The organism is Atopomonas hussainii (genome assembly GCF_900109735.1).
Lineage (GTDB): Bacteria > Pseudomonadota > Gammaproteobacteria > Pseudomonadales > Pseudomonadaceae > Atopomonas > Atopomonas hussainii.
The window spans coordinates 73523-98509 of sequence record NZ_FOAS01000002.1; the positions used below are offsets into that span (position 1 = coordinate 73523).

Below are 24987 nucleotides of genomic sequence, written 5' to 3' on the forward strand. Positions count from 1 at the left end.
GCGCTGCACTGGCCAACGCTTAGCCGCGGCGTTTGAGTTGGTCGCGCAATTGGCTGGGTACGCCGCGAATAATCAGGCGGTCGCTTTCTTCGTCGAACTCGATCATCTCGCCGAGCAAATGTGCCTCAAAGCTGATCGATAGCCCCTGCGCGCGGCCAGTAAAGCGGCGAAATTGCTGCAAGGTGCGTTTGTCGGCGGGGATTTCCGCCGACAGGCCGTAGTCTTTGTTGCGGATGTAGTCGTAGAAGGCGCGCGGCTGGCTTTCGTCGAGCAGGCCCGACAGCTCATCCAAGGTGACCGGCTGGCCTTGGCGGTTTTGGCTTTGTGCGTAGTCGACCAAGGTTTTGGTTTTCTCGCGGCTGCTGTCGGTGTCGAGCGCTTCTTCCTCTACATAGTCGCTAAAGGCTTTGAGCAGGGTGCGGGTTTCTTCCGGCGCATCCACGCCTTCTTGGCAGCCGATAAAGTCGCGGAAGTAATCCGATACCTTCTTGCCGTTGCGCCCGCGAATAAACGAGATGTACTGCTTGGACTTCTGATTCTGCCGCCACTCCGACAGGTTAATCCGCGCCGCCAAGTGCAGCTGGCCCAAATCGAGGTGGCGTGCGGGCGCGACCTCTAAGCTTTCGGTGACGGTCACGCCATCGCTGTGGTGCAGCAGGGCAATCACTAAGTAGTCGGTCATGCCTTGGCGGTAATGGGCAAACAGCACATGGCCGCCGACTGCCAAGTTGGACTCTTCCATCAAGGTTTTTAGCTGCTCGCAGGCCTTGCCGGTAAAGCGCGGGAAGTCGCTTTCTTCGTTCAGATAAGCCGTTAGCCAACCGCTAAATGGGTACGCGCCAGATTCTTCATGGAAGTAACCCCAGGCTTTGTTGGGCTTGGCGTTGTAGCTGTCATTAAGGTCGGCGAGCAGGTTTTCCAGCGCTTGTGAGCCGGGCAGTTCACCGTCGCGCAGGTGTAGCTGTGCCGGTTGGCCGTCGGGTTTCTTGTCAATGCGATGAACAGTGCAGTGCAGAATGGGCATGGAATAACCGTGTACGTGAGCAATCTAAGGCCGCCAGTGTACTGGACTGCGCCGGCAGGCCGAAGTGCTGGCAAGCAGAATGGCCAACGCTGGCTAAACTCAAGCGAAAGACTCACAAGCAGCATAGGCAAGGCAATGCAGAAAACACGGCAGGGTAGCTGGCAGTGGCACGCGGTGGCGTTGAGCATGCTGTTTTACAGCCAGCTTGCGCAGGCCTTAGAAGAGATTACCTTGCGCTTGCGTTGGGTGCCGCAGTACCAGTTTGCTGGCTACTACATGGCGCTGGAGAAAGGCTTTTATGCCGATGCCGGCTTTGACGTGCGCATTGTGACCCCAGAGCAGGGCATGCCCGGCACCATCGAGCATGTGCTCAGCGGTGGCGCTGAATTTGGTGTGGCTAACTCCGGCATTGTGCGTGAGCGTGCGGCCGGCAAGCCGCTAGTGGCCTTGGCTGCCGTGGGCCAGCACGCGCCTAGCGTGTGGTTGGTGCGTGCCGATTCGGGGATTGCCAGTTTGGACGACTTGGTCGGCAAACGCTTGATGTCGATTGCCGCCAATCACTTTGAAAGTATCGAGCTGTTTGCGCCCTTTTTGCTGGAAGGCATTAGCTTGGATCAGCTCAAACTGATCCCCACCAGTTACCAAGCGCAAAGCCTGATTAACGGCGAGACCGACGCGCTGAACGCCTACATCACCAACGAGCCTTTCGAGATGATGCAGGCCAACGTCGATTACCGCATCATTCGCCCCAGCGCCTACGGGGTCGATTTTTACAGCGACATTTTGTTCACCACCGAGCAGCAGATTGCCGAGCATCCCGAGCGGGTGCAGGCATTTTTGCAGGCCAGCCTCAAAGGCTGGCGTTATGCCCTGGAGCATGTGGATGAAACTGTTAACGTGCTGCATCGCAAATACGCCACACACCGCTCACTTGAGCACCTGCGCTACGAGGCGCAGAGCTTTCGCGAGCTGATCAACCCCGATGTGATCAGCATTGGCCACATGAACCTTGGTCGCTGGCAGCATATCGCGCAAATGCACCGCGAGATGGGGCTGTTGCAGGGCGAAGTGGATTGGCAGCAGTTTATCTACCAAGGCCCTGCGCCTAATGGCGGGGTGGATCTGCGTGCGCTGCTCAGTGTCGCGGCCGTGGCTTTGTTTATGGGCTTGCTGGCGCTGTGGTATTGGCGCTGGAATGCCCGCTTGCGCTACGAGATTAGCGAGCGGCGCAAAGCCGAAGACCTGTTGCGTATGCTGGCCACCACGGACGAACTCACTGGCTTGGCCAATCGACGCAACTTTTTTGGCCATGCGGTGGATGAGTTTAACCGTGCCAATCGCTATACCCGACCGTTGTGTTTGCTGTTGCTGGATCTGGATTGGTTTAAGCAGGTCAACGACGACTATGGGCACCAAATGGGCGATCAGGCGCTACGCCAGATGGGCCAAGTGTTCAAAGTGGTGTTGCGGCATAGCGATATAGCCGGGCGCATCGGTGGTGAAGAGTTTGCGGTGCTGTTGCCAGAAACCGAGCTGGCGGTTGCCGAGCAGGTGGCGGAGCGTTTACGGGCCACGGTGGCTAACTCCACGGTGGAGTTACCGGGCAGTGCACCCTGTCAGATCACCGTGAGCATTGGGGTGACGGCATTTGCCAGCAGTGATGATGAGTTTGAGCAGATGTATAACCGCGCCGACACGGCACTCTACGCGGCCAAAAATAACGGGCGTGATCAGGTGCAAGTGCAAACCTGAACACGCCCTGAGGGTTTAGATCAGCCCTTTCATCAGCATGAACACCGCCGCACCAGCGATATAGCCAAGAAATGCCAGCCAGGCGATTTTCTTCAGATACCAAATGAAGTTGATCTTCTCCAGGCCCATCGCCGCGACGCCGGCGGCCGAGCCGATGATCAAGCAGCTACCGCCGGTACCGGCGCAGTACGCCAAGAACTCCCAGAACACGCCGTCGACGACAAACTTCGACAGCCACGGGTCGCTGGCCACACCGGCGGCGGCATGCGCACCAACCAGTGGGTACATCTTCATTGAACCGGCCACCAGCGGCACGTTATCCACCATGGAGGACAGCAAGCCGATGGCCAGGTTAATCGCGTAGACGTTGCCCAGGCTTTCCCGCAGGAAGGTAGCCATCTGGGTTAGGTGGCCAGCGGTGGAGAGGCTCGATACCGCGAGCAGAATGCCCAAGAAGAACAGCACGCTGGTGGTGTCGATTTTGCGCAATACGCCGACGACCGATAGCGGATGCTTATCTTCATCGTTTTTGCCGCGATGGATAACTTCTGTCACCACCCACAACACGCCCAGGCCCAGCAGAATGCCCATGTAGGGCGGCAGGTGGGTCACGGTTTTAAACACCGGCACAAACAGCAGCGCGCCGATACCGAGACAGAAGATCAGGTTGCGCTCGTAGGCGCTGGTGGGGTCGCGGCGCTCTTCATCGCTTTGCGCTAAAGCGGGGCGCTCCACTTCGCCTTTAAAGGTGAAGGTCAGTAGCACTAAGGGCACCAACAAGCACACTAAGCTGGGGATGATCAGGCTCACCACAATACCGCTGGCGGTGATTTGCCCGCCGATCCACAGCATGGTGGTGGTCACGTCACCAATCGGCGACCACGCGCCGCCGGCGTTAGCGGCAATCACCACAATGCCGGCGAAGAACCAGCGCTCGTGCTGGTCGGCCACCAGCTTGCGCAGCAGTGACACCATGACGATGGTGGTGGTCAGGTTATCCAGCGCGGCAGACAGGAAGAAGGTAATCAGCGCCACCAGCCACAGCAGCTTGACGCGATTGTTGGTGGTGATGCGGTCGGTGATCACCTTAAAGCCTTCGTGGGCGTCGATCAGCTCGACGATGGTCATCGCGCCCATCAAGAAGAACAGAATCTCCGAGACTTCGCCTAAGTGATGGCGTAGCTCGGTTACCACGCGAGCCGTGGCATCGTCGCTGGCGTGCGCCGCGCCTTCCACAATCGGTAGCAAGGTTTCTGCGCCGAGCACCAAAACAGTCCACGTCAGCACGGCGGTGAGCAATGCTGAGGCAGCTTTATCGATTTTTAACGGGTGCTCAAAGGCGATACACAGGTAGCCAAGAACGAACAACAGGGCCATCAACGCATACATAGCAGCAGTTTCCGGTCAGCAAGTGAGTGAAAGGGCGAGGCGTAAGGCAATCTTTGCGCCAGAGCAGTGTGCCCCAGCGCAAATAATTTGAAATAGATGCAAGTCAAGTTAACGCCGCGTTACGCCGCTTGCTGCTGCTGACAACGCGCTTTAAGCACCTTGTGGCGATGCTTAAACAGCAAGCTGACCAGCAAGCGGGTGCGCAGGCTGGCAAACGGGTAGGGCACGACAGTGACTTCGTCATCCAGCAGGGTGCCGCCGTTGTTGGCGTGAATGCGCCGCTCGTGGCGCCAGTAGCGCACCCCGGTCATGGGCGACTCTTCGACAAAACCGACGCCGGGAGTCAGTTCTTTGAGGGTGACCTTGCTGCGGCCAATCGGCAGTACGCCAAACAGCCACATCCAGCTGGTGAAGATGGGTTGGTCGGGGACGATATCGAGGTTCGCCAGCGACTCGATGCCATCGGGCGCCGACAAGTGCAGCCACGGCTGAAATTCTTCACGCAGCGTGTCGGCGTGGCTGATCCATTCCCAGACGGTTTCTGGGCTGGCGTCCAATTGCGAGGTGAAATGTAGCGTCAACATGCGGACTCCCTCCTGCGCTGTGCGCGTCTAAAAACACAAGGGCCCGCAAATGCGAGCCCTTGATGGTTTACAGCGTGGCGATGCGTGCGCGTTGTTCGCGCAGCTGGCCAAGTGCCTGCTCGGCTTCGGCCAGCTTGGCGCGCTCTTTATCGAGCACTTCGGCTGGCGCCTTGGCAACGAAGCCTTCGTTGGCCAACTTGCCGCCAACCCGCTTCACCTCGCCTTCGAGCTTGGTCAGCTCTTTGTCGAGGCGTGCCAGCTCGGCGTCTTTATCGATCAGCCCGGCCATGGGCACCAGCACCTGCATCTCGCCGACCAAGGCGGTGGCAGACATCGGCGCTTCTTCGCCGGCGGCCAGCAGGCTGACGGACTCCAGCTTGGCCAGTTTGGCCAGCAGGGGCTTTAAGTCGCTTAAGCGGCGCTGGTCTTCGGCGCTGCTGTTGGCCAGTACCACGTCGATGCGCTTGGCTAGCGAAATCTTCATCTCGCCGCGAATCTGCCGCACACCGAGCATAAAGTCTTTCAGCCAGGCGATATCGGCTTCGGCGGTGGCGTCGATGCGTTCTTCGGCGGCGACTGGCCACGGCTGTAGCATCAGGGTGTCGCCTTGCTTGCCGGCTTGAGTCTTGATGCGCTGCCAGATTTCTTCGGTGATAAACGGCATAAACGGGTGCGCTAAGCGCAGCGCGGTTTCCAGCACGCGCACTAAGGTGCGGCGGGTGCCACGCAGACGCTCCACGGAGCTGTTTTCGTCCCAGAATACCGGCTTAACCAGTTCCAGATACCAGGCGCAGTATTCGTCCCAGATGAACTCGTAGAGCGCTTGGCTGGCGAGGTCGAAGCGGAAGGCGTCCAGCTGACGGGTCACTTCCTGCTCGCAGCGCTGCAGCGACGAGATAATCCAGCGGTCGACTGCCGACAGCTCAACCGCTTCGCCGTTGGCGCCGCAGTCTTGACCGTCGGTGTTTTCCAGTACGAAGTTGGCAGCGTTCCACAGCTTGTTACAGAAGTTGCGGTAACCCTCGACGCGGCCCATGTCGAACTTAATGTCGCGGCCGGTGGAGGCCAGCGAGCAGAAGGTAAAGCGCAGCGCGTCGGTGCCGTAGCTGGCGATGCCTTCGGGGAATTCAGCCTTGGTCTGCTTGGCGATCTTCTCGGCCAGCTTTGGCTGCATCATGCCGGTGGTGCGTTTTTCCAGCAGGGCGTCCAGCTCGATGCCGTCGATGATGTCCAGCGGGTCGAGCACGTTGCCCTTGGATTTGGACATCTTCTGGCCCTGCCCATCACGCACTAAGCCATGCACATAGACAGTCTTGAACGGAATCTGTCCGGTCAGGTGCAGGCTCATCATGATCATCCGCGCCACCCAGAAGAAGATGATGTCGAAGCCGGTGACCAACACGTCGGTGGGGTGGAAGGTCTTTAAGAAGTCGGTTTGTTCTGGCCAGCCGAGGGTGGAGAAGGTCCACAGGCCTGAGCTGAACCAAGTATCCAGCACGTCGTCGTCTTGGCGCAGGGCGATGTCGCCTAAGTTGTGATTGGCACGCACTTCGGCTTCGTTGCGGCCGACATAGACGTTACCGGCGTCGTCGTACCAGGCCGGAATACGGTGGCCCCACCACAGCTGACGGCTGATGCACCAGTCTTGGATGTCGCGCATCCAGCTGAAGTACATGTTTTCGTACTGCTTGGGCACAAACTGAATAACGCCACCTTCCACTGCCGCGATGGCTTTCTCGGCCAGCGGCTTGGTGGAGACGTACCACTGGTCGGTCAGCCACGGCTCGATCACAGTGCCGGAGCGGTCGCCCTTAGGCACTTTCAGTGCGTGGTCTTCGATTTTCTCCAGCAGGCCAGCGGCCTCGAAGGCGGCGACGATTTGCTTGCGTGCCTCAAAGCGGTCCAGCCCGGCGTATTGCTCGGGCAGGCGGGTATCGAGGTCGTTATTCACGCTGCCGTCTAAGTTAAACACCTGCGCTTGGCGTAGAACGGCGGCGTTTTGGTCGAAGATGTTGATCAGCGGCAGGTTGTGACGCTTGCCCACTTCGTAGTCGTTGAAGTCGTGCGCCGGGGTGATCTTCACGCAGCCGGTGCCGAACTCAGGGTCGCAGTAATCATCGGCGACAATCGGAATGCGTCGGCCAACCAAGGGCAGTTCAACGAACTTGCCGATCAGCGCCTTATAGCGCTCGTCTTCCGGGTGCACGGCCACGGCGCTGTCGCCGAGCATGGTTTCCGGACGAGTGGTGGCAACGATCAGGTAGCTTTGCCCTTCGGCGGTCATGGCGCCGTCGGCCAGCGGGTAGCGCAGGTTCCACAGCGAGCCTTTCTCGTCATGGTTCTCCACTTCAAGGTCAGAAATCGCCGTGTGCAGCTTGGTATCCCAGTTGACCAAACGCTTGCCGCGATAGATCAGGCCGTCTTCGTGCAGGCGGACAAAGGCTTCTTGCACGGCGGCAGACAGGCCTTCATCCATGGTGAAACGTTCGCGTGACCAGTCTACCGAGCTGCCTAAGCGGCGAATCTGCCGGGTGATGGTGCCGCCGGATTGCTCTTTCCATTCCCAGACTTTGTCGAGGAACTTGTCGCGGCCTAAGTCGTGGCGCGAAATGCCTTGGGCGCTCAGTTGGCGCTCGACCACCATCTGCGTGGCGATGCCCGCGTGGTCGGTGCCCGGCTGCCACAGGGTGTTGCGGCCTTGCATGCGGCGGAAGCGAATCAGCGCATCCATGATGGCGTTGTTGAAACCATGACCCATGTGCAGGCTGCCGGTGACATTCGGCGGCGGAATCATGATGGTGTACGACTCGCCGGCGCCTTGCGGTGCGAAGTAATTGTTGTTCTCCCAGGTTTGATACCAGGAGGTTTCGATGGCGTGCGGCTGGTAGGTCTTGTCCATGGGCAGGCTGATCGGTCCGGAAAGTGTGAAAGCCGGACAGTATAACGGCTGTTAGGCCGTTCTCAGAAGCCGCAAGGATGATTGGTGGCTAGCAGGGTGCCGATTAGCGTTTGTTCGCCGGCAGCAAGCGGTGCAGACGGGCTTCGAGACGGGTTTTCAGCTCGGCCTCGATTTTCGGCACAAAGTCGTCGATGACTTCTTGCAGAATCAGCTGGGCAGCGGCGCGTAGCTCGTTCTCTAGCTTGAGTTGGCTGGCCGATAAGCTGGCCGGCGGTTCGTCGTTAAACGTCGCTGGTGGTTGGATATGCCCTTGGCGCAGCGATTCGGCCAAGGCTTCTTTAATACTGTTGGGGCGTTGCGTAAGTGGGTGGCTGGCCGAACTGCGTGTAGCGGTAATGCCCGGCTCGTTACTCAGCGCCGCAGCGGGTTTGCTGGGCGTGATAGGCGCCGCAGGTGTTGTGCTGGCTGGCGTGGTGCTGAGCGAGGGCGTGCTGGGTTTGACCGGGGCGGCAGGTGCGCTGACGGAGGGGCGCGCCGGTGGCACCACTTCATCCAGCAGGGGGATTTCCAGCTGCTCGTCGTCGAGGTCGTCATCCAGCGAATCGGTCAGTAACGGCGGCTCCATAGCCTGCTCATCCAGCAAGTCGCGGATCGACTCCAGATCATCCAACAACTGATGGGGGGTGTTCGGCGGGCGACGTTGCATAGGGCGGCTTACAGGTTATGACTGTGCAAATCATAGCCTTGTTGACGGTAATGCCGGTAGTTGTCGCGGCCACTTTGAATCACTTCGGGCTCTTGGTTGAGCAGCTCCATGATGCGCGGAAACTGGCCGACAAAGGCCGGGATGTTCGGCGCAAGGTTAATCAGTACATCGGCCTTAGGCGCATCGTCACTGTGCCCAAGGGTGATGGGGGCGTGATAGGGAGGTTGGCTGTCGTGGGCGAAAAACGCTTCGTCTCGCAGCGACCAGAGCAGCTCATCCAGCGTGTTGAGCTGCGCTTGGTCACGGCAATACAGGTGCACGCGCTGGCCGGTGCGATAGGCCTTGCCGGCAATTTGGCAGGCGAGGATCAGGCGCTGCTGCGCCTGATCGCTGCCTTGGATATAAAAGTCGACGCGTGCGCTCACGCTTTGGCCTCGGCGGCGCGGTCGAGCAGGTATTGGGTGAGCATCGGTACCGGGCGGCCAGTGGCGCCTTTGTCCTTGCCGCCGCTAACCCAGGCGGTGCCGGCAATATCTAAATGCGCCCAGTGGTAGGCCTTGGTGTAACGGGCCAAGAAGCAGCCGGCGGTGATGGTGCCGGCTTTCGGCCCGCCGATATTGGCCATGTCGGCAAATGGGCTGTCGAGCTGCTCTTGGTATTCCTCAAACAACGGCAGCTGCCACGCGCGGTCATCGGCAAATTCGCCGGCTTTAAGAATCTGCTTAACCAGTCCATCGTTATTGCCCATCAGACCCGAGACATTGCTGCCGAGGGCCACAATGCAGGCGCCGGTGAGGGTGGCGATGTCGATCACCGCTTTGGGCTTAAAGCGCTCGGCGTAGGTCAGGGTGTCGCACAGCACCAGACGGCCTTCGGCGTCGGTGTTGAGGATTTCTACTGTCTGCCCGCTCATGCTGGTGACGATGTCGCCGGGGCGCGTGGCGTGGCCGCTGGGCATGTTTTCGGCGCAGGCGAGCAGGCCGACGACGTTGATCGGCAGCTCAAGTTCGGCGAGTGCGCGGAAGGTGCCGAGCACGCTGGCGGCGCCACACATGTCGTACTTCATTTCATCCATCGCCGCGCCGGGCTTAAGGCTAATGCCACCGGTGTCGAAGGTGATGCCTTTGCCGACTAAGGCATACGGGGCGTCGTCTTTCTTGCCGCCTTGGTAATGCATCACTACCAAGCGTGGCGGTTGCTCGCTGCCTTGCGCCACGGCCATAAAGGCGCCCATGCCGAGCTTTTTCAGCTCTTTCTCGGTGAGCACTTCAATTTTTAAGCTGGGGAAATCTTTGCCCAGTTGCAGCGCTTGCTCGGCCATAAACGTGGGGTGGCACAGGTTGCCCGGCAGGTTGCCTAAATCGCGGGTAAACGCGGCGCCGTGAGCAATCGCTTGGGCGTGGGCAACGCCGCGCTCAACAGCCGCTAGCTCGGCCTTGTCGGCGCAGAACAGGGTGATTTGTTTGAGTGTCGGGGCATCGGCTTTGCTGGACTTGAAACGATCAAACACATACAGGCTTTGCAGCAGGGTTTCGCTGATCAGGCGGGCTTTGCCATAGCTGTCGCGGCCGCTAACGGTGAGCTCGCCGAGGGTGATCAGCGCATCTTTAGCGCCGAGGGTCTTCAGCACCGCCAGCACGCTGCTGGCCAGTTTGCGCAGGGTACGGTCGTTGAGGGTTTTCTCTTTGCCAGTGCCGACTAGCAGCAGGCGCTCGGCCTTGCAGCCTTCCAGGCCGGGCAGTAAGAGGGTTTGTCCCGGCTTGCCGGCTAAGTCGCCACGCTTAAGCAGTTTGCTCAGCGCGCCTTGGCAAGCGGCGTCCAGCGCTTTGCCTAAGGCATCCAGCTTGCCGCCTTCGGCAACGCTCAGCACCAAGCAGGCGGTTTTGATTTTGCCGATATCGGCGTGTTTGGCATTGATCAACATGGCTTTCCCCAAGACAAAAACGTGGCTTTACCGGATAATGCCGGCCATTTGGCTGCCTACAGGCAGTGGCCCGGGCGCTGCCGGCGCGTAAACACAATGCCGGTATTTGAGCGCAGCAACCATGGACTGACAACCCCGGGGGTTGAGAGTGATTATTTTTCGTTACCTAACACGCGAAGTTTTGCTGACCTTAAGCGCAGTGACTGCCGTGCTGTTGGTCATCATTATGAGCGGCCGGTTTATTAAGTATTTGGCTCAAGCCGCACAGGGTGCGTTAGACCCTAGCGTGCTGTTGCTGATTATGGGCTACCGCATCCCCGGTTTCTTGCAGCTGATCCTGCCGCTGGGGCTGTTCTTGGGCATCTTGCTGGCCTACGGGCGCTTGTATCTGGAGTCCGAGATGTCGGTGCTGACGGCCACCGGCATGAGCCAACAAAAGTTGATGGGCTACACCTTGTGGCCGGCGGCGTTTATCGCCGTGCTGGTGGCTGTGCTGAGCCTCTACGTGACCCCGCGAGGGGTGCAGCAGGTAGAAGGTCTGCTAGAGGCGCAAAAAAGCCTGACCGAGTTCGATACCTTGCAGGCCGGGCGTTTTCAGTCGATGAAAAACGGCGAGCGGGTGACGTATACCTCCTCACTGAGCGAAGAGCGTATCGAATTGGGCGGCGTGTTTATTTCTGAGCGTCGCGCCAGTGCTGGCAGCGAGCGTGGCCCATCGGTATTGGTGGCTGAGCGTGGCCGGCAAGAAATACAGGCCGATGGCAGCCGCTACCTGATTCTGGAAAACGGCTACCGCTATGACGGTCATCCCGGTCGCGCCGATTACCGCGTCATTCAATACGATCAATACGGCGTGCTGCTGCCCAAGCCGGGCGTGGCGCAAGAGCTGTCCGAGCGCGAGGCGTTGCCAAGCCTAGCCCTGCGCGAAAGCACTAATCCGCGTGAGCAAGCCGAGCTGCAATGGCGCATTGCCATGCCTGTGCTAGTCATGGTGGTGGCCTTATTGGCAGTGCCGCTGGCGAAGGTAAACCCGCGCCAAGGGCGTTACCTGAAACTGCTGCCGGCGATCTTGCTATACATGACGTATCTGGGGCTGTTGATTGCGATGCGCGGCTGGATGGAAAAAGGCAAAGTGCCGATGGAAGTAGGCCTCTGGGCTATCCATGCGCTGTTCGCCGGCATTGGCTTGCTGCTGTTGTATTGGGAGCCGCTGCGCTTGAAGTGGATGCGTTTGCCGGAGGTGCGCCATGCATAAGTTAGATCGCTACATTGGCACCACGGTGTTTTTTGCCATTCTGGCGGTGCTGGGGATTATCACGGCGCTGTCGTTGCTGTTCGCCTTCATCGATGAGCTGGGCGACCTTGAAGGCGCCTACGGCACCGTTGAAGCGCTGCGCTACGTAGCGCTGACCGCGCCACGGCGTATGTATGAAATGCTGCCGATGGCGGCGATGATCGGCTGCTTGATCGGTTTAGGCACACTGGCCAGTCATAGCGAGCTGACCGTGATGCGTGCTTCGGGCGTTTCCATTGGGCGCATCGTCTGGGCAGTGATGAAGCCTATGCTGGTGTTGATGCTGGCGGGTTTGTTGGTCGGCGAATACGTTGCCCCGCACACCGAAAGCTTGGCGCAAGGCACGCGCTCGCTGGCGCAAGGTTTGGGCGAAGCGCAAACCGCCAAGCGCGGCGTGTGGCACCGTGAAGGAGATGAATACATCCACATCAACGCGGTGCAACCCGGCGGCAAGCTGTTTGGCGTCACGCGGTATCGTTTTGATGCCGAGCGCAAGTTGCAGGCATCCAGCTTTGCCAAGCGTGCGATTCACCAAGATGGCTACTGGCTGTTGGAAGACGTGAAGGAAACCCGCTTCTTGGGCGAAAGCGCCGAAGTGGTCACTCGTGAGCAGGAGCGCTGGGCGGTGGAGTTGTCGCCCGATTTGCTGGCGACCGTGAGTGCTCAGCCGGACGCGCTATCGATCACAGGCCTGTGGTCGTATATCGGCTATCTGGGCGAGCAGGGCTTGAACAATGGCAGCTACCGCTTGGCCTTCTGGACCAAAGTGCTGCAGCCCTTAGTCACTGCCGCGTTGGTGATGCTGGCCATCTCGTTCGTCTTCGGCCCGCTGCGTTCGGTCACGCTGGGGCAGCGAGTGTTTACCGGCGTAGTCGTGGGCTTCGTGTTCCGCATCGCGCAAGACTTGCTCGGCCCGTCGAGCTTGGTCTTCGGCTTTCCGCCGCTCTTGGCGGTGCTGGGGCCGGCGGCGCTCTGTGCGCTGGTCGGGGCTATCCTGCTCAGGCGAGCGGGCTAAGCGAGACAAAAAACAACAAGGGCTGCGATTGCAGCCCTTGTTGTTTTTTCAGTTACCGTTTTTCTTCGGTAGGCGCACGACCACGCTTTCTGAGTAGCTGTCGTGCCAAGTTAGCTGGTCTTTGCTCCATAGCATCCAGAAAAAGCCTAGGCCGCCAGCGAGCCATGAAGGAATCGCCACTAAGAAGCGCAGCAGTGCCTGCATCAGGCTAATGGCGCTGCCATCGCGGTTCTGCACGCGCAGGTTCCACGCCTGCATGCCGAGGGTTTGCCCGTTACGCGTCCAAAACAGCGCAAAGAAGCCAAATAACCCCATAAACACCAAGCTGGCCAGCAAAGGGTCGCGGTCGAGCATGCCGGCTTGCGACATCTGCATGAGCTGCTCACTACCGTAAATGGCGCGCAAAAAGCCTTGCTGGTAGATCAGGGTGATCACCATGGCGATGGCGGTACAGAGTAAAAAGTCATACAGCGCAGCGGCTAAACGGCGAATCAAGCCGGCGCGGGGGAAATCGCCTTGCAGTTTGAAGTAACGACGCTGCGACATGCTGGCTCCCAAAGTGGCCTTTGGGCTAGCGGGGGTGCCCAATGGGCTAGAGAAAAAGAGGATGGTGCCCGGGGTCGGACTCGAACCGACACGTTGTCGCCAACGGGGGATTTTGAATCCCCTGCGTCTACCAATTTCGCCACCCGGGCTTTGCAAGTGCCTGATTGCGTTAGCGAATCAGTTTGCGAGGAGGCAATGGCGGCGAAGTATAGGGAGGCCATGACGGTCGGTCAATCACCTTGCATGACGAAAAACACGCTTTCCGGTAAGCTTGCCGCCTTTTTTAACGCTGCAAGCCTTTAATCATCATGCGTGTCGCCGATTTTCAGTTCGATTTACCGCCTGCACAAATTGCCCATTACCCCTTGGCCGAGCGCCGTGCCAGCCGTTTGCTGGTGCTGGATGGGCAGAGCGGGGCGCTCAGCCATCGCCACTTTGCCGATGTGCTGGAGTACTTAAAGCCCGGTGACTTGATGGTGTTTAACAACACGCGAGTGATCCCCGCGCGGGTGTTTGGCCGTAAAGCCAGTGGCGGCAAGCTAGAGATGCTGGTCGAGCGTGTGGTCAGTGACACCCGCGTGCTGGCCCATGTGCGTGCCAGCAAGTCGCCTAAGCCGGGCACTGAGCTGCTGCTGGGGGAAGAAGGCGAAGAAATCAGCGTGACTATGCTGGGCCGCCAAGGTGAGCTGTTTGAGCTGGAGTTTCCCGAGTCTGTGCTGCCGCTGTTAGAGCGCATTGGCCACATGCCGCTGCCGCCGTATATCGAACGTGCGGATGAGCAAGATGACCGCGAGCGTTACCAAACCGTGTACGCCAGCCGTGCCGGTGCCGTCGCTGCGCCAACCGCCGGGCTGCATTTCGATCAGGCGTTGTTGGATGCCTTGGCCGAGAAAGGCATCGAGCGTGCGTTTGTAACCCTGCATGTCGGCGCGGGTACGTTTCAGCCGGTGCGCGTAGAGAAGATCGAAGACCACCACATGCACAGCGAGTGGCTGGAAGTCAGCCCTGAGGTGGTCGCGCAAATCGAAGCCTGCCGCGCCCGCGGCGGTCGTGTGGTGGCCGTAGGCACCACCAGCGTGCGCTCGCTAGAAACCGCCGCGCGCAGTGGCACGCTGGCGCCCTACAGTGGCGAGACGGATATTTTTATCTACCCCGGCTACCGCTTTAACGTGGTCGATGCGCTGGTGACTAACTTTCACCTGCCGGAATCGACCTTGCTGATGCTGGTCAGCGCCTTTGCCGGTTACCCCGAGGCGATGCAGGCTTACCGCACCGCCGTGGCCGAGGGTTACCGCTTTTTCAGTTATGGCGATGCCATGTTTATTACCCGTAATCCGGCGCCGACAGGTCCGGAGGATGAGCGTTCATGAGTTTTATGCAGTTTGATTTGCTGGCCACCGACGGCAAAGCCCGTCGCGGTCGTTTGAATTTTCCCCGTGGCGCGGTGGAAACCCCGGCGTTCATGCCAGTGGGCACCTACGGCACGGTGAAGGGCATGTTGCCGCGCGATATCGAAGCCATCGGCGCGCACATTATTTTGGGCAATACCTTCCACCTGTGGCTGCGCCCGGGCACTGAGGTGATCCGCGAGCACGGCGACTTGCACGACTTTACCCAGTGGCAAGGGCCGATCCTCACTGACTCCGGCGGCTTTCAGGTATTTAGCTTGGGCGCTATGCGCAAGATTAAAGAAGAGGGCGTGACCTTTGCCTCGCCGGTCGATGGCAGCAAAGTATTTATGTCGCCTGAGGTGTCGATGCAGGTGCAGCGCGAGCTGGGCTCTGACATCGTGATGATCTTCGACGAATGCACGCCGTACCCGGCGACCCATGAGGAAGCCAAGCGCTCGATGGAGCTATCCCTGCGCTGGGCCAAGCGCTCCAAGGATGCCCACGGCGATAACCCGTCAGCGCTGTTCGGCATTGTGCAGGGCGGCATGTATGAAGACTTGCGCGCGCAGTCACTGGCTGGTCTAGAAGAGATCGGCTTCGATGGTTATGCCATTGGCGGCTTGTCGGTGGGCGAGCCGAAAGACGAAATGATCAAGGTGCTGAATTATTTGCCCGCGCAGCTGCCGGCCGATAAGCCGCGCTACTTGATGGGCGTTGGCAAGCCGGAAGATATCGTCGAGGCAGTGCGCCGTGGCGTGGATATGTTCGACTGCGTGATGCCAACCCGTAACGCGCGTAACGGCCATTTGTTCACCGATACCGGGGTGATCAAGATCCGTAATGCCAAGCATCGTCACGACACCGGCCCGTTAGATGCGGCGTGTGATTGTTACACCTGCAAAAACTTCTCCCGCGCCTATCTGCATCACTTGGATAAGTGCGGCGAAATGCTCGGTAGCATGCTCAATACCATCCACAATTTGCGCCATTACCAGCGCCTGATGGCCGGTTTGCGCGAGGCTATTCAACAGGGTAGATTGTCGGCCTTTGTCGCCGACTTCTACGCCCAGCGCGGCCTACCGGTGCCGCCGTTGGAAGAACCCGCCAGCGAATAATTTGATGACTAAACCCTTAGGAGTTACCCAATGAGCTTTATCCCCGCAGCCTATGCTGAAACCGCCGCTGCAGCGCCTGCCGCTGGTCCTGCCGGTACTGGCATGGAGTGGATTTTCCTGATCGGTTTCGTGGTCATCTTCTATCTGATGATCTGGCGTCCGCAGGCTAAGCGTGCCAAAGAGCACAAAACCCTGATTTCTAGCCTGAACAAGGGCGACGAAGTAGTGACCAGCGGCGGCATCGTGGGCAAAGTCACCAAAGTCACCGACGACTACATCGCGGTAGAAATTTCCGACAATGTCGAAATCAAGTTCCAAAAAGGCGCTGTCGTAGCAGCCCTGCCGAAAGGCACCTTGAAAGGCATCTAAGTCGGCCGCATATCGGTACACCACGGGGCGCAACAGCGCCCCGTGTCATAAGCACGCCAAAAACCGCGCGTGCACGCAATGCGTCGTAAAGCGCCCGCTTTGCACGGAGGCGCCGCCGGACAGGGACCGGCCGCACAGGCTAGGGCAACCTAGTAGAGATAAGAAAAAAGGTCAGTCATGCTCAACAAATACCCGTTGTGGAAGTACCTGATGATCCTGATGGTGATGGCCATCGGGGTGATTTATTCGCTGCCCAACCTGTACCCGGATGACCCGGCGGTACAGATTACCGGCGCGAAAACCACCACCAGCGTGTCGCAAACGCAGGTGGATCAGGCCATTAAAGCGCTGGAAAAAGCCGGCATTGCGGTTAAGCACACCGAGCTTGGCAGCAAAAACGTCCTGCTGCGCTTAAACGACATGGCTGACCAGCTGCCAGCCAAAGAAGCCATTCGCCGTGTACTGGGCGATGACTTCGTGGTGGCGCTGAACTTGGCACCGACCACCCCCGAGTGGCTGCTGGATTTAGGCGCCACGCCGATGAAGCTCGGTCTGGACTTGTCCGGTGGTGTGCACTTTCTGCTGGAAGTGGACATGGACAAAGCCGTGGCCTCGCGCTTGAAAATCGCCGAAGGCGAAATCAAGAGCCTGCTGCGTAAAGAAAAGCTGCGCTACCGCACCCTGCCGCCGGTGGATAACGCTTTCCAGCTGGGCTTCCGCAGCAGCGACGAGCTCGAGCAAGCGCGCCAGTTGATCAGCAAACAGTTTGGTTTGGATTACGAGCTTACCGACAGCAACCGCGACAAGCTCGAAGTGCTGCGTGTGGCCATGAGCCAAGCCAAGTACCAAGAGATTCGCGAATACGCCATTAAGCAGAACCTTACCACCGTGCGTAACCGGGTGAACGAGCTGGGCGTGTCCGAGCCGCTGGTGCAGCGCCAAGGCGCCAACCGCATCGTGGTTGAGCTGCCGGGCGTGCAAGACACCGCCGAGGCCAAGCGTATTCTGGGCAAGACCGCTAACTTGGAGTTCCGTCTGCAAGCCGAGCGCGATGCCAGCAAAGCCAGCACCGAAGACTTCGAACGTCGCGATGGCGGCATGCCAGCCACCCTTGAGCGCGCGGTAATCCTCACCGGCGACCAAGTGACTGATGCGCAAGCCAGCTTCGACGAAAACGGCCGTCCGCAGGTGAACATTCGCCTCGATGGCCGTGGCGGCGACATGATGAACCGCGCCACCCGTCACAATGTGGGTCGTAGCATGGCGGTGCTATTTATTGAGCAGCAGCCGGTTACCCGTTACGTGAAAGAAACCGTCGATGGCGTCGAGAAAGAAGTCGCTGTCACCAGCTTTAAAGAAGAGAAAAAGATCATCTCGCTGGCGACCATTCAGTCGCCGCTGGGTTCGAGCTTCCGCATCACCGGCCTCGACGGCCCGGGCGAGTCTTCTGAGCTGGCGCTGCTGCTGCGCGCCGGTGGTTTGGCCGCACCGATGCACTTCGCTGAAGAACGCACCATCGGCCCAAGCTTAGGTGCCGAGAACATCGCCTTGGGTGTTGAAGCGTCGAAGTGGGGCTTGCTGTTTGTCGCCCTCTTTATGCTCGCGCTGTATCGCTTCTTCGGCGTGCTGGCGAGCGTGGCGCTGGCCTTCAATATGCTGATGCTGGTGGCCTTTATGTCCATCTTCAATGCCACCCTGACGCTGCCGGGTATCGCCGGTATCGTGCTGACCATGGGTATGGCGGTGGACGCCAACGTGCTGATCTTCTCGCGTATTCGCGAAGAAATCGCCAATGGCATGAGTATTCAACGTGCCATTCATGAAGGCTTCGACCGCGCCACCTCGGCGATTATCGACGGTAACCTGACCACCTTGCTGGTTGGCGTGATCCTGTTCGCTATGGGTAGCGGCCCGATCAAGGGCTTCGCTGTTACGCTGTCGATCGGCATTCTCACCTCGATGTTCACCGCCATTGTGGTAACACGCGGCATGGTCAACCTGATTTTCGGTGGCCGTGACCTTAAGAAGCTGTGGATTTGAGGGCCTGAGCATGCAAAAGCGCATTATTAATTTTATGGGCCTGCGCAATATTGCGATTGGCCTGACCTTGTTGTTCACCTTGGTGGGTTTGGGCAGTTTGGCGGTGAAGGGCCTGAATTTTGGCCTCGACTTCACCGGCGGTGCCTTGGTTGAGCTGCAATACGATCAACCTGCCGAGCTGGATGCCATTCGTGGTCAACTGCGTGAAGCCGGTTACCCCGATGCCGTGGTGCAGAACTTTGGTGCCACCACCGACGTGGTGGTGCGTATTCAAAGTGAAGACGCCTCGCTGGGTTACGAAGTGGCCGAGGCCTTGCGCAAAGCTGACACTAGCAAAGCGCTGGAAGTGAAAAAGGTCGAGTTTATCGGCCCGCAAGTGGGTGAAGAGCTACGCGACCAGGGCGGCATCGGCATGCTGCTGGCCATGTTTGGCGTGATGCTCTACGTGGTATTCCGCTTCCAGTGGAAGTTCGCCATCGGCTCGCTGGTCACCCTGCTGCACGACGTGATCATCGTGCTGGGTGTGTTCGCCTTCTTTGGCTGGACGTTCGACCTCACCGTGCTGGCGGCGATTCTGGCCATCATCGGTTACTCGCTGAACGACACCATCGTGGTTTACGACCGTGTGCGCGAGAACATGCGCATTTTGCGTAAGGCGGATTTGATCGAGAACATCAACATCTCCACCACGCAAACTTTGCTGCGTACCACCGCAACCTCGGTCTCGACCTTGCTGGCCGTACTGGCGCTGCTGTTCTTCGGCGGCGAAAACCTGTGGGGCTTCGCCATGGCGCTGACCATCGGTGTGATCGTCGGTACTTACTCGTCGGTGTACGTGTCGAGCGTGTTCCTTATCTGGACTAACTTGACCCGCGAAGACCTGATTCCGCCACAAGTGGAAGAGGTCGACGAGACGCCGTAGATACGTGTGGTCATCGGTTTGTTCTACTGAGCCCTGCGAGGAATTACTCCCGCAGGGCTTTTGCGTTAAATGCTGGTTGCTATTACATGCTTATGGCTTTCCTTATTGCTAAAAGGCATAGTCAAGGCGTGTGAGTGCGCACATTGCCGGTGCCTTGGCGCTGGCAAAGTTACCGCTAGCTGCCATGCTTACAGGCAGCGCCCATCATCGTTTGGCGGTCTGGTCTCACAAGGAGAGTTGCATGAAACCCTGGCGTTTGTTGGTTCTTGGCGTGGCCCTGGTGTTGCAGGGGTGTTTGGTCAGCTTTAAAGAGCCGCTGCCGCAGGCCGAGCGTGCGCCAGTGCATTTGCTGGGTGTTTGGACGCGGGTTGATGAGTGGGGCGATAAGCTGTTTTTAGACCTGCGCCGGGTGGGCAACAACCAGTACCGCGCCTTGGCGTATGTGAACTCACCGAAAAATACGCAAACCCGCGAGCAATACAGCTTCATCGTTAATCATCGTGGCAGCCGCTGGTATTTGTCCGCAGGCTTGCCGAAAAGCTTGGGCGGCAATTATGTCTTGGCGGGTTTCGAGCTGAATAAACACGATGAGTTGGTGATTTATAACCTCGATGTCGATCGCCTGCTGCAAGAGCTGGAGATGGGCACGCTCAGCGGTGAGCTGGTCGAAACACCGCATGGTGATGGCGCCCTGATTAGCGAAGATTGGGACAAAGTGTTCAGTTATCTGGATGATCCCGCCAATGCCGATATTTTTATCGAAGTAGCCCGTTACGAGCGGGTTACTCAGGCCGATCAGGAGTGACCGTGGCCAAAAAGAAATTGAATGAGTACCAGCAAACGGTGCGTGACCTGTCTGATCGCATCGTTGAGGCGCAGTCGCCAATCCGTGTGCTAGACGCGATTAAGTGGGATGACAGCGTAAAGGCTGAGTTTTTTAAGCATAAAGCCAAAGAGCTGCCCAAAATCGACAAAAGCTACTACGCCAACTCGGCGCTATCGTTCGATAGCGAAGCGAAGAAGCTGCAATTCCAAGAGATTGAACGCGACATCACCCGCCAGCTCGGGCAGTTCAATCCGGTAGGGCAAATCATGCGCCGTATGTGCCGTGAGTACCGCATGGTGGTGCGCATGCTGGAGGCACGCGGTACGCCGGATATGGGGCTGATCTCGCAAGAGCTGTATGGCTCGGCTTCCGATGCGTTCCATGCCGGTGACCCCACCCTATCGGACCTAGGCATGATGCTTTCGGAGGCACTGCAAAATATCTCCGACCGCAGCGACTTGGTTGACGAGCCCAAAGACTTAAACGCCAAACAAGCGGTCAAGATGCTCCAAGAGCGTCTGAACAAGAGTTTTGGCGAGGCCGAAGGCACGATTCGCGTGTTTGAGTCCGACGGCATTCTGGCGGATGCCGCAGCCGGTGCCGACTACATCAAGATTCGCAGCGATGCCATGTTCAACGAGCGCGATATTCGCGTACTCGAAGTGCATGAAGGTCTAGTGCACGTGGGCACCACGCTGAATGGCCAAGCGCAGCCGATCTGCACTTTCTTGGCTAAAGGCCCGCCGTCATCGACCATCACCCAAGAAGGCTTGGCGATCCTGATGGAGGTGTTTTCGTTTGCCTCGTACCCGTCCCGGTTGCGCAAACTCACCAACCGCACTCGGGCCATTCACATGGCGGAAGAGGGCGGTGATTTCCTCGATATCTACCGCTTTTACTTGGATGAGGGCTATAACGAGGACGACTCGTTCACCAATGCCAGTCGGGTATTCCGTGGCTCCACGCCGAATGGGCAGCCATTTACCAAAGACCTGTCGTACACCAAGGGTTTTATCATGGTGTACAACTTCATCCAGTTTGCCGTGCGTAAGGGCAAGCTTGACCGCATCCCGTTGCTGTTCTGCGGTAAAACCACCTTGGAAGACATGCGCACGCTGAGCCAATTGGTCGAAGAGGGCTTAGTGGTACCGCCTCAGGTGCTGCCGCCGCAAATGCGCGATTTGAATGCTTTGTCGGCGTGGATGTGTTTCTCCAATTTCTTGAACCATTTGAGCTTGGATCGCATCGAAGCGGATTACGCCAATATTCTTTAAGGGTGCCGCCAAGCCTGCTCTGACGTGCGTTGGAGCAGGCTTTTTGTTGCCCGCGACTGTTTAAAAGGAGACTGCATGCCCGCTCATCAAATTGACTACCGCATCCATGGCGCATCCCTGCAAGCGCTGGAGGTCAGTCTGGATCCCGGCGAAGCGGTGATTGCCGAAGCCGGCTCGATGATTTTTATGCAGGAAGATATTCGCTTCGACACGCGCTTAGGCGATGGCAGTGAATCCGGCATGCTGGGCAAGTTATGGGGTGTGGGTAAGCGCTTGCTCACCGGCGAGTCGTTGTTTATGACTCACTTCAGTAACGACGGCAAAGTACCCCGCAGCGTCGGCTTTGCCGCGCCGTATCCCGGCTCGATTGAGCCAGTCCACTTGCCCGAAGTCGGCGGCGCACTGATTTGCCAGAAAGACAGCTTTCTAGCCGCCGCGCACGGCACTTCGGTGGGCATCACCTTTAGCAAGCGCATTGGTGCCGGCTTATTCGGTGGTGAAGGGTTTATCTTGCAGAAGCTCGAAGGCGACGGCATGGCGTTTATTCACGCCGGCGGTACGCTAATTCGTCGCGAGCTGAACAACGAAACCTTACGCTTAGACACCGGCTGCTTAGTGGCCTTTAGCGCCGGGTTGGATTACAGCATTGCCTTAAGCGGCGGCTTGAAAAGCTTGCTGTTTGGTGGCGAAGGCTTACTCTTGGCCACCTTAAAAGGCACGGGCACGGTGTGGATTCAAAGCTTGCCCTTCGCGCGCTTAGCCGACCGCATGGCGGTGGCCATGGCAGGGCGTGGGCCGCAGGGCGAAACCCGTGCCGGTGGTGATTGATTAAGGAGTTTTACATGGCTGTGAATAACCCGCTGCCGTACATCTTTACCGCGATTGGCAGCGTTGCGGCGACGGTCGTCGCACTGAATTACTACGGCTATATGCATGTGGCCAAACCGCAAGACGCCTTGCTGTTGGCTGAGTTCACCATGCTCAAAACCTATGAGGGCGAAGACTACCGTCTCAGCCTGAAACCAGCCGAGCAAGTGGCCCAGTGCGTCGATGGCGTACTGGTGCTGTTTGACACTAAACAGCAAGGCCTCACCGGCGTGCTGGTGGACGACAAAAAGCGCGCCGTGCGTTGTACACAGGGAAGGCCAGAGCGGCAAGTGCGCTAGCTAGCTGAGTTCAGCTACAGGTTTCCTGTCGTTTAGCACGAGTGGCCCTGTGCTTTCCTGGATCACACCAAACGATGCGTGTGTCCTTTAAAACACCTGCCTTCGTGCTACCCTTGCGGCCATTTTCTGCCTGTCCGCAGGCGCCGGTTTGTTAGTTGCACACGCATGAAAAAGAACGATCAGGACCTCTCCAACCACACCCCGATGATGCAGCAGTTTTTACGCATCAAGCAGCAGCACCCCAAGCAGCTGCTGTTCTATCGCATGGGCGACTTTTACGAGCTGTTCTACGACGACGCCAAGAAAGCCGCCAAACTGCTCGACATCACCCTGACGGCACGCGGCCAATCGGCGGGCCAGCCGATCCCCATGGCGGGCATTCCGTTTCATGCCGCCGAAGGCTACCTAGCCAAGCTGGTTAAGCTCGGCGAGTCGGTGGTGATTTGCGAGCAAGTCGGTGACCCGGCCACCAGCAAAGGCCCGGTCGAGCGCCAGGTGGCGCGCATTCTTACCCCCGGCACGGTGAGTGACGAGGCGCTGCTCGATGAGCAGCGCGATAACCTGATCGCCGCACTACTCGGTGATGAGCGCCTGTTTGGCTTGGCTGTGCTGGATATCACCAGCGGCCGCTTTAGCGTGCAAGAAATCAAAGGCTGGGAAGCACTGCTCGCCGAGCTGGAGCGCCTTAACCCCGCCGAGCTGATGATCCCCGATGATTGGCCCGAAGGCCTGCCTGCCGAGCGCCGCCGTGGTAGTCAGCGCCGCGCCCCGTGGGACTTCGAGCGCAGCAGCGCCTACAAAGCGCTGTGCATGCAGTTCGGCACGCAAGACTTAAAAGGCTTCGACTGCGAAGACCTGACCCTGGCCATCGGCGCCGCCGGCTGTTTGCTCGCCTACGCCAAAGAAACCCAGCGCACCGCCCTGCCGCACTTGCGCAGCCTGCGCCGCGAACGCCTCGATGATGCCCTAGTGCTCGACGCTGCCACCCGGCGCAATCTGGAGCTGGACATCAACCTAAGCGGCACGCGCGACAACACCCTGCAAAGCGTGATGGATCGCTGTCAAACCGCCATGGCCAGCCGCCTGCTGACTCGCTGGCTGCATCGTCCGCTGCGCCACTTGCCCACCTTGCGCGCCCGCCAGCAAGCGATTGCCTGCCTGCTGGACAGCTACCGCTTTGAGCAGCTGCAACCGCAATTAAAAGAGATTGGCGACCAAGAACGCATTCTCGCCCGCGTGGCGCTAAAAAGCGCCCGCCCGCGCGATTTGGCTCGCCTGCGTGATGCACTGGCCGCACTGCCAGCCCTGCAAGATTCGCTAGCGCAGCTGGACGACCCGCATATCGCCGCGCTGGCCGAACAGGTCAGCCAATTCCCGGAACAAGCCGAGCGCTTGGCGCGCGCGGTGATCGACAACCCGCCGGCGGTGATCCGCGATGGTGGGGTAATTGCCGAAGGCTTCGATGCCGAGCTGGATGAGCTGCGCAATATCAGCGAAAACGCCGGCCAATACCTGATGGATCTGGAAGCGCGCGAGAAAGCCCGCACGGGCCTGGCCAACTTAAAAGTCGGCTACAACCGCGTGCACGGTTACTTCATCGAATTGCCGCGCAGCCAAGCCGAACAAGCCCCGGCCGATTACATTCGCCGGCAAACCCTTAAGGGCGCCGAGCGCTTTATCACCCCCGAGCTGAAAGAGTTCGAAGACAAAGCCTTGTCGGCGAAAAGCCGTGCGCTAGCGCGAGAAAAGCAACTGTATGAAGAACTACTCGACAGCTTGATCGACGACCTCGCCGCCCTGCAAATCAGCGCCGCCGCCTTGGCTGAGTTGGATGTGCTGAGCAACTTAGCCGAACGGGCGATGACCCTAGAGTTATGCCGCCCCGAGTTCAGTGACGAGGCCTGTCTAACCATTGAGCAAGGCCGTCACCCCGTAGTCGAGCAAGTACTAGAAACTCCGTTTGTAGCCAACGACCTAACCCTGCATGACGACACCCGCATGCTGGTGATTACTGGGCCAAACATGGGTGGTAAATCTACTTATATGCGGCAAACGGCGTTGATCGCGCTGCTGGCGCATATCGGTAGTTTCGTCCCGGCCAATGCCTGCAAGCTGTCCCTGCTGGACCGCATCTTCACCCGTATTGGCTCCAGCGACGACCTCGCCGGTGGCCGCTCGACCTTTATGGTGGAGATGAGCGAAACCGCCAACATCCTGCATAACGCCAGCGCCGCCAGCTTAGTGCTGATGGACGAAGTCGGTCGTGGCACCAGCACCTTCGACGGTCTGTCACTGGCGTGGGCCGCCGCCGAGCGGTTAGCTGAGCAGCGCGCCTTCACCCTGTTTGCCACCCACTACTTTGAACTCACTGCGCTGCCCGAAAGCCACTCCAGCGTGGCCAACGTGCACTTAAGCGCCACCGAGCACCAAGGCAATATCGTCTTTCTGCACCACGTACTGCCCGGCCCAGCCAGCCAAAGCTATGGCTTGGCCGTAGCGCAATTGGCCGGTGTGCCGGGCCCAGTGATTGGCCGCGCCCGCGAGCATTTGGCCCGCCTCGAAGCGCACAGCTTGGAACAAACCCCGCTGCCGGCCAGCACTGCCACGTCAGCGCATGCACCGTTCCAGTCGGATTTATTTGCCAGTGCGCCGCATCCACTACTGGATAAATTACGCCAGCTGATCCCCGATGATCTTTCGCCGCGACAGGCTCTGGAATTGCTCTATGAGTGGAAAAAAGCGTTGTGATGC

The 24987-nt window shown here is 58.8% G+C and carries 21 protein-coding genes and 1 tRNA gene; 13 read left to right on the plus strand and 9 right to left on the minus strand.

All coding sequences use genetic code 11. The features are described from left to right. Positions 1–19: 19 nt before the first annotated feature. Complete coding sequence (gene yejK / locus BMX80_RS02035) at positions 20–1024, minus strand: nucleoid-associated protein YejK (protein WP_074864551.1); 1005 nt, start codon at positions 1022–1024, stop codon at positions 20–22. A 135-nt stretch (positions 1025–1159) separates the two neighbouring features. On the opposite strand from yejK, the gene BMX80_RS02040 reads away from it, so the two are divergent. Then, complete coding sequence (locus BMX80_RS02040; protein WP_074864552.1) at positions 1160–2776, plus strand: GGDEF domain-containing protein; 1617 nt, start codon at positions 1160–1162, stop codon at positions 2774–2776. A 15-nt stretch (positions 2777–2791) separates the two neighbouring features. On the opposite strand, the gene nhaD is transcribed toward BMX80_RS02040, so the two are convergent. The 6 genes from nhaD to BMX80_RS02070 all read right to left on the minus strand — a co-directional run bounded on the left by nhaD (position 2792) and on the right by BMX80_RS02070 (position 10278). Next, positions 2792–4165 (minus strand): sodium:proton antiporter NhaD, encoded by a 1374-nt coding sequence (gene nhaD / locus BMX80_RS02045; protein ID WP_074864554.1) that lies wholly within the window; start codon positions 4163–4165, stop codon positions 2792–2794. A gap of 119 nt (positions 4166–4284) precedes the next feature. Then, a complete protein-coding gene (locus tag BMX80_RS02050) occupies positions 4285–4749 on the minus strand; it encodes a hypothetical protein (RefSeq protein ID WP_083394211.1) in 465 nt (154 codons plus the stop codon). A gap of 67 nt (positions 4750–4816) precedes the next feature. Next, a complete protein-coding gene (locus BMX80_RS02055) occupies positions 4817–7648 on the minus strand; it encodes a valine--tRNA ligase (RefSeq protein ID WP_074864556.1) in 2832 nt (943 codons plus the stop codon). Between the two features lie 103 nt (positions 7649–7751). Continuing rightward, on the minus strand, positions 7752–8354 hold the full coding sequence (locus BMX80_RS02060; protein ID WP_074864557.1) for a hypothetical protein: 603 nt from the start codon (positions 8352–8354) through the stop codon (positions 7752–7754). An 8-nt stretch (positions 8355–8362) separates the two neighbouring features. Next, on the minus strand, positions 8363–8779 hold the full coding sequence (locus BMX80_RS02065) for a DNA polymerase III subunit chi (RefSeq protein WP_074864558.1): 417 nt from the start codon (positions 8777–8779) through the stop codon (positions 8363–8365). Then, positions 8776–10278, minus strand: coding sequence for a leucyl aminopeptidase (locus BMX80_RS02070; protein WP_074864559.1), 1503 nt, complete (start codon positions 10276–10278; stop codon positions 8776–8778). The genes BMX80_RS02065 and BMX80_RS02070 overlap by 4 nt, the downstream gene beginning before the upstream one ends. A gap of 148 nt (positions 10279–10426) precedes the next feature. On the opposite strand from BMX80_RS02070, the gene lptF reads away from it, so the two are divergent. Together lptF and lptG are read left to right on the plus strand one after the other, a co-directional pair. After that, positions 10427–11533: an LPS export ABC transporter permease LptF gene (gene lptF, locus BMX80_RS02075; protein ID WP_074864560.1), complete on the plus strand. Its 1107-nt coding sequence runs from the start codon at positions 10427–10429 to the stop codon at positions 11531–11533. Next, complete coding sequence (lptG, locus tag BMX80_RS02080) at positions 11526–12587, plus strand: LPS export ABC transporter permease LptG (RefSeq protein WP_074864563.1); 1062 nt, start codon at positions 11526–11528, stop codon at positions 12585–12587. The genes lptF and lptG overlap by 8 nt, the downstream gene beginning before the upstream one ends. Before the next feature lie 48 nt (positions 12588–12635). Here the strand turns inward: lptG and BMX80_RS02085 are convergent, their stop codons facing one another. Further along, positions 12636–13133: an RDD family protein gene (locus tag BMX80_RS02085; protein ID WP_074864565.1), complete on the minus strand. Its 498-nt coding sequence runs from the start codon at positions 13131–13133 to the stop codon at positions 12636–12638. Positions 13134–13195: 62 nt separating this feature from the next. Next, positions 13196–13282, minus strand: a tRNA-Leu gene (locus BMX80_RS02090). 159 nt (positions 13283–13441) lie between these two features. On the opposite strand from BMX80_RS02090, the gene queA reads away from it, so the two are divergent. The 10 genes from queA to mutS all read left to right on the plus strand — a co-directional run bounded on the left by queA (position 13442) and on the right by mutS (position 24984). Next, the gene (queA, locus tag BMX80_RS02095) at positions 13442–14503 is read left to right on the plus strand and encodes a tRNA preQ1(34) S-adenosylmethionine ribosyltransferase-isomerase QueA (protein WP_074864567.1); all 1062 of its coding nucleotides are present in this window, start codon (positions 13442–13444) and stop codon (positions 14501–14503) included. A gap of 5 nt (positions 14504–14508) precedes the next feature. Beyond that, complete coding sequence (tgt, locus tag BMX80_RS02100; protein ID WP_139214000.1) at positions 14509–15639, plus strand: tRNA guanosine(34) transglycosylase Tgt; 1131 nt, start codon at positions 14509–14511, stop codon at positions 15637–15639. A 30-nt stretch (positions 15640–15669) separates the two neighbouring features. Next, complete coding sequence (gene yajC, locus BMX80_RS02105) at positions 15670–16008, plus strand: preprotein translocase subunit YajC (protein WP_071871979.1); 339 nt, start codon at positions 15670–15672, stop codon at positions 16006–16008. Between the two features lie 177 nt (positions 16009–16185). Next, entirely contained in the window at positions 16186–18048 is a 1863-nt protein-coding gene (secD, locus tag BMX80_RS02110) for a protein translocase subunit SecD (protein WP_074864568.1), read from the plus strand. A 10-nt stretch (positions 18049–18058) separates the two neighbouring features. Next, entirely contained in the window at positions 18059–18970 is a 912-nt protein-coding gene (gene secF, locus BMX80_RS02115; RefSeq protein ID WP_074864569.1) for a protein translocase subunit SecF, read from the plus strand. A gap of 241 nt (positions 18971–19211) precedes the next feature. After that, a complete protein-coding gene (locus tag BMX80_RS02120) occupies positions 19212–19775 on the plus strand; it encodes a hypothetical protein (RefSeq protein ID WP_071872056.1) in 564 nt (187 codons plus the stop codon). A 2-nt stretch (positions 19776–19777) separates the two neighbouring features. Continuing rightward, entirely contained in the window at positions 19778–21070 is a 1293-nt protein-coding gene (locus BMX80_RS02125) for a flavohemoglobin expression-modulating QEGLA motif protein (RefSeq protein ID WP_235821591.1), read from the plus strand. A 75-nt stretch (positions 21071–21145) separates the two neighbouring features. Further along, positions 21146–21898 carry a TIGR00266 family protein gene (locus BMX80_RS02130; RefSeq protein ID WP_074864572.1) on the plus strand — a complete coding sequence of 251 codons (753 nt, stop codon included), beginning with the start codon at positions 21146–21148 and terminating at the stop codon, positions 21896–21898. Between the two features lie 14 nt (positions 21899–21912). Continuing rightward, complete coding sequence (locus BMX80_RS02135; RefSeq protein WP_074864574.1) at positions 21913–22236, plus strand: hypothetical protein; 324 nt, start codon at positions 21913–21915, stop codon at positions 22234–22236. A 165-nt stretch (positions 22237–22401) separates the two neighbouring features. Beyond that, entirely contained in the window at positions 22402–24984 is a 2583-nt protein-coding gene (gene mutS / locus BMX80_RS02140) for a DNA mismatch repair protein MutS (protein ID WP_175474869.1), read from the plus strand. The last annotated feature ends 3 nt before the right edge of the window (positions 24985–24987 follow it).

What these genes read in the sequence shown, in the direction of transcription:
- BMX80_RS02070 (WP_074864559.1), bottom strand. Translation starts at nt 10,278, where the DNA reads ATGTTGATCAATGCCAAACACGCCGATATCGGCAAAATCAAAACCGCC.
- BMX80_RS02050 (WP_083394211.1), bottom strand. Translation starts at nt 4,749, where the DNA reads ATGTTGACGCTACATTTCACCTCGCAATTGGACGCCAGCCCAGAAACC.
- mutS (WP_175474869.1), top strand. Translation starts at nt 22,402, where the DNA reads ATGAAAAAGAACGATCAGGACCTCTCCAACCACACCCCGATGATGCAG.
- queA (WP_074864567.1), top strand. Translation starts at nt 13,442, where the DNA reads ATGCGTGTCGCCGATTTTCAGTTCGATTTACCGCCTGCACAAATTGCC.
- BMX80_RS02055 (WP_074864556.1), bottom strand. Translation starts at nt 7,648, where the DNA reads ATGGACAAGACCTACCAGCCGCACGCCATCGAAACCTCCTGGTATCAA.
- lptG (WP_074864563.1), top strand. Translation starts at nt 11,526, where the DNA reads ATGCATAAGTTAGATCGCTACATTGGCACCACGGTGTTTTTTGCCATT.
- secD (WP_074864568.1), top strand. Translation starts at nt 16,186, where the DNA reads ATGCTCAACAAATACCCGTTGTGGAAGTACCTGATGATCCTGATGGTG.
- BMX80_RS02040 (WP_074864552.1), top strand. Translation starts at nt 1,160, where the DNA reads ATGCAGAAAACACGGCAGGGTAGCTGGCAGTGGCACGCGGTGGCGTTG.
- BMX80_RS02085 (WP_074864565.1), bottom strand. Translation starts at nt 13,133, where the DNA reads ATGTCGCAGCGTCGTTACTTCAAACTGCAAGGCGATTTCCCCCGCGCC.
- BMX80_RS02060 (WP_074864557.1), bottom strand. Translation starts at nt 8,354, where the DNA reads ATGCAACGTCGCCCGCCGAACACCCCCCATCAGTTGTTGGATGATCTG.
- BMX80_RS02120 (WP_071872056.1), top strand. Translation starts at nt 19,212, where the DNA reads ATGAAACCCTGGCGTTTGTTGGTTCTTGGCGTGGCCCTGGTGTTGCAG.
- nhaD (WP_074864554.1), bottom strand. Translation starts at nt 4,165, where the DNA reads ATGTATGCGTTGATGGCCCTGTTGTTCGTTCTTGGCTACCTGTGTATC.
- yajC (WP_071871979.1), top strand. Translation starts at nt 15,670, where the DNA reads ATGAGCTTTATCCCCGCAGCCTATGCTGAAACCGCCGCTGCAGCGCCT.
- tgt (WP_139214000.1), top strand. Translation starts at nt 14,509, where the DNA reads ATGCAGTTTGATTTGCTGGCCACCGACGGCAAAGCCCGTCGCGGTCGT.
- yejK (WP_074864551.1), bottom strand. Translation starts at nt 1,024, where the DNA reads ATGCCCATTCTGCACTGCACTGTTCATCGCATTGACAAGAAACCCGAC.
- BMX80_RS02130 (WP_074864572.1), top strand. Translation starts at nt 21,146, where the DNA reads ATGCCCGCTCATCAAATTGACTACCGCATCCATGGCGCATCCCTGCAA.
- BMX80_RS02135 (WP_074864574.1), top strand. Translation starts at nt 21,913, where the DNA reads ATGGCTGTGAATAACCCGCTGCCGTACATCTTTACCGCGATTGGCAGC.
- secF (WP_074864569.1), top strand. Translation starts at nt 18,059, where the DNA reads ATGCAAAAGCGCATTATTAATTTTATGGGCCTGCGCAATATTGCGATT.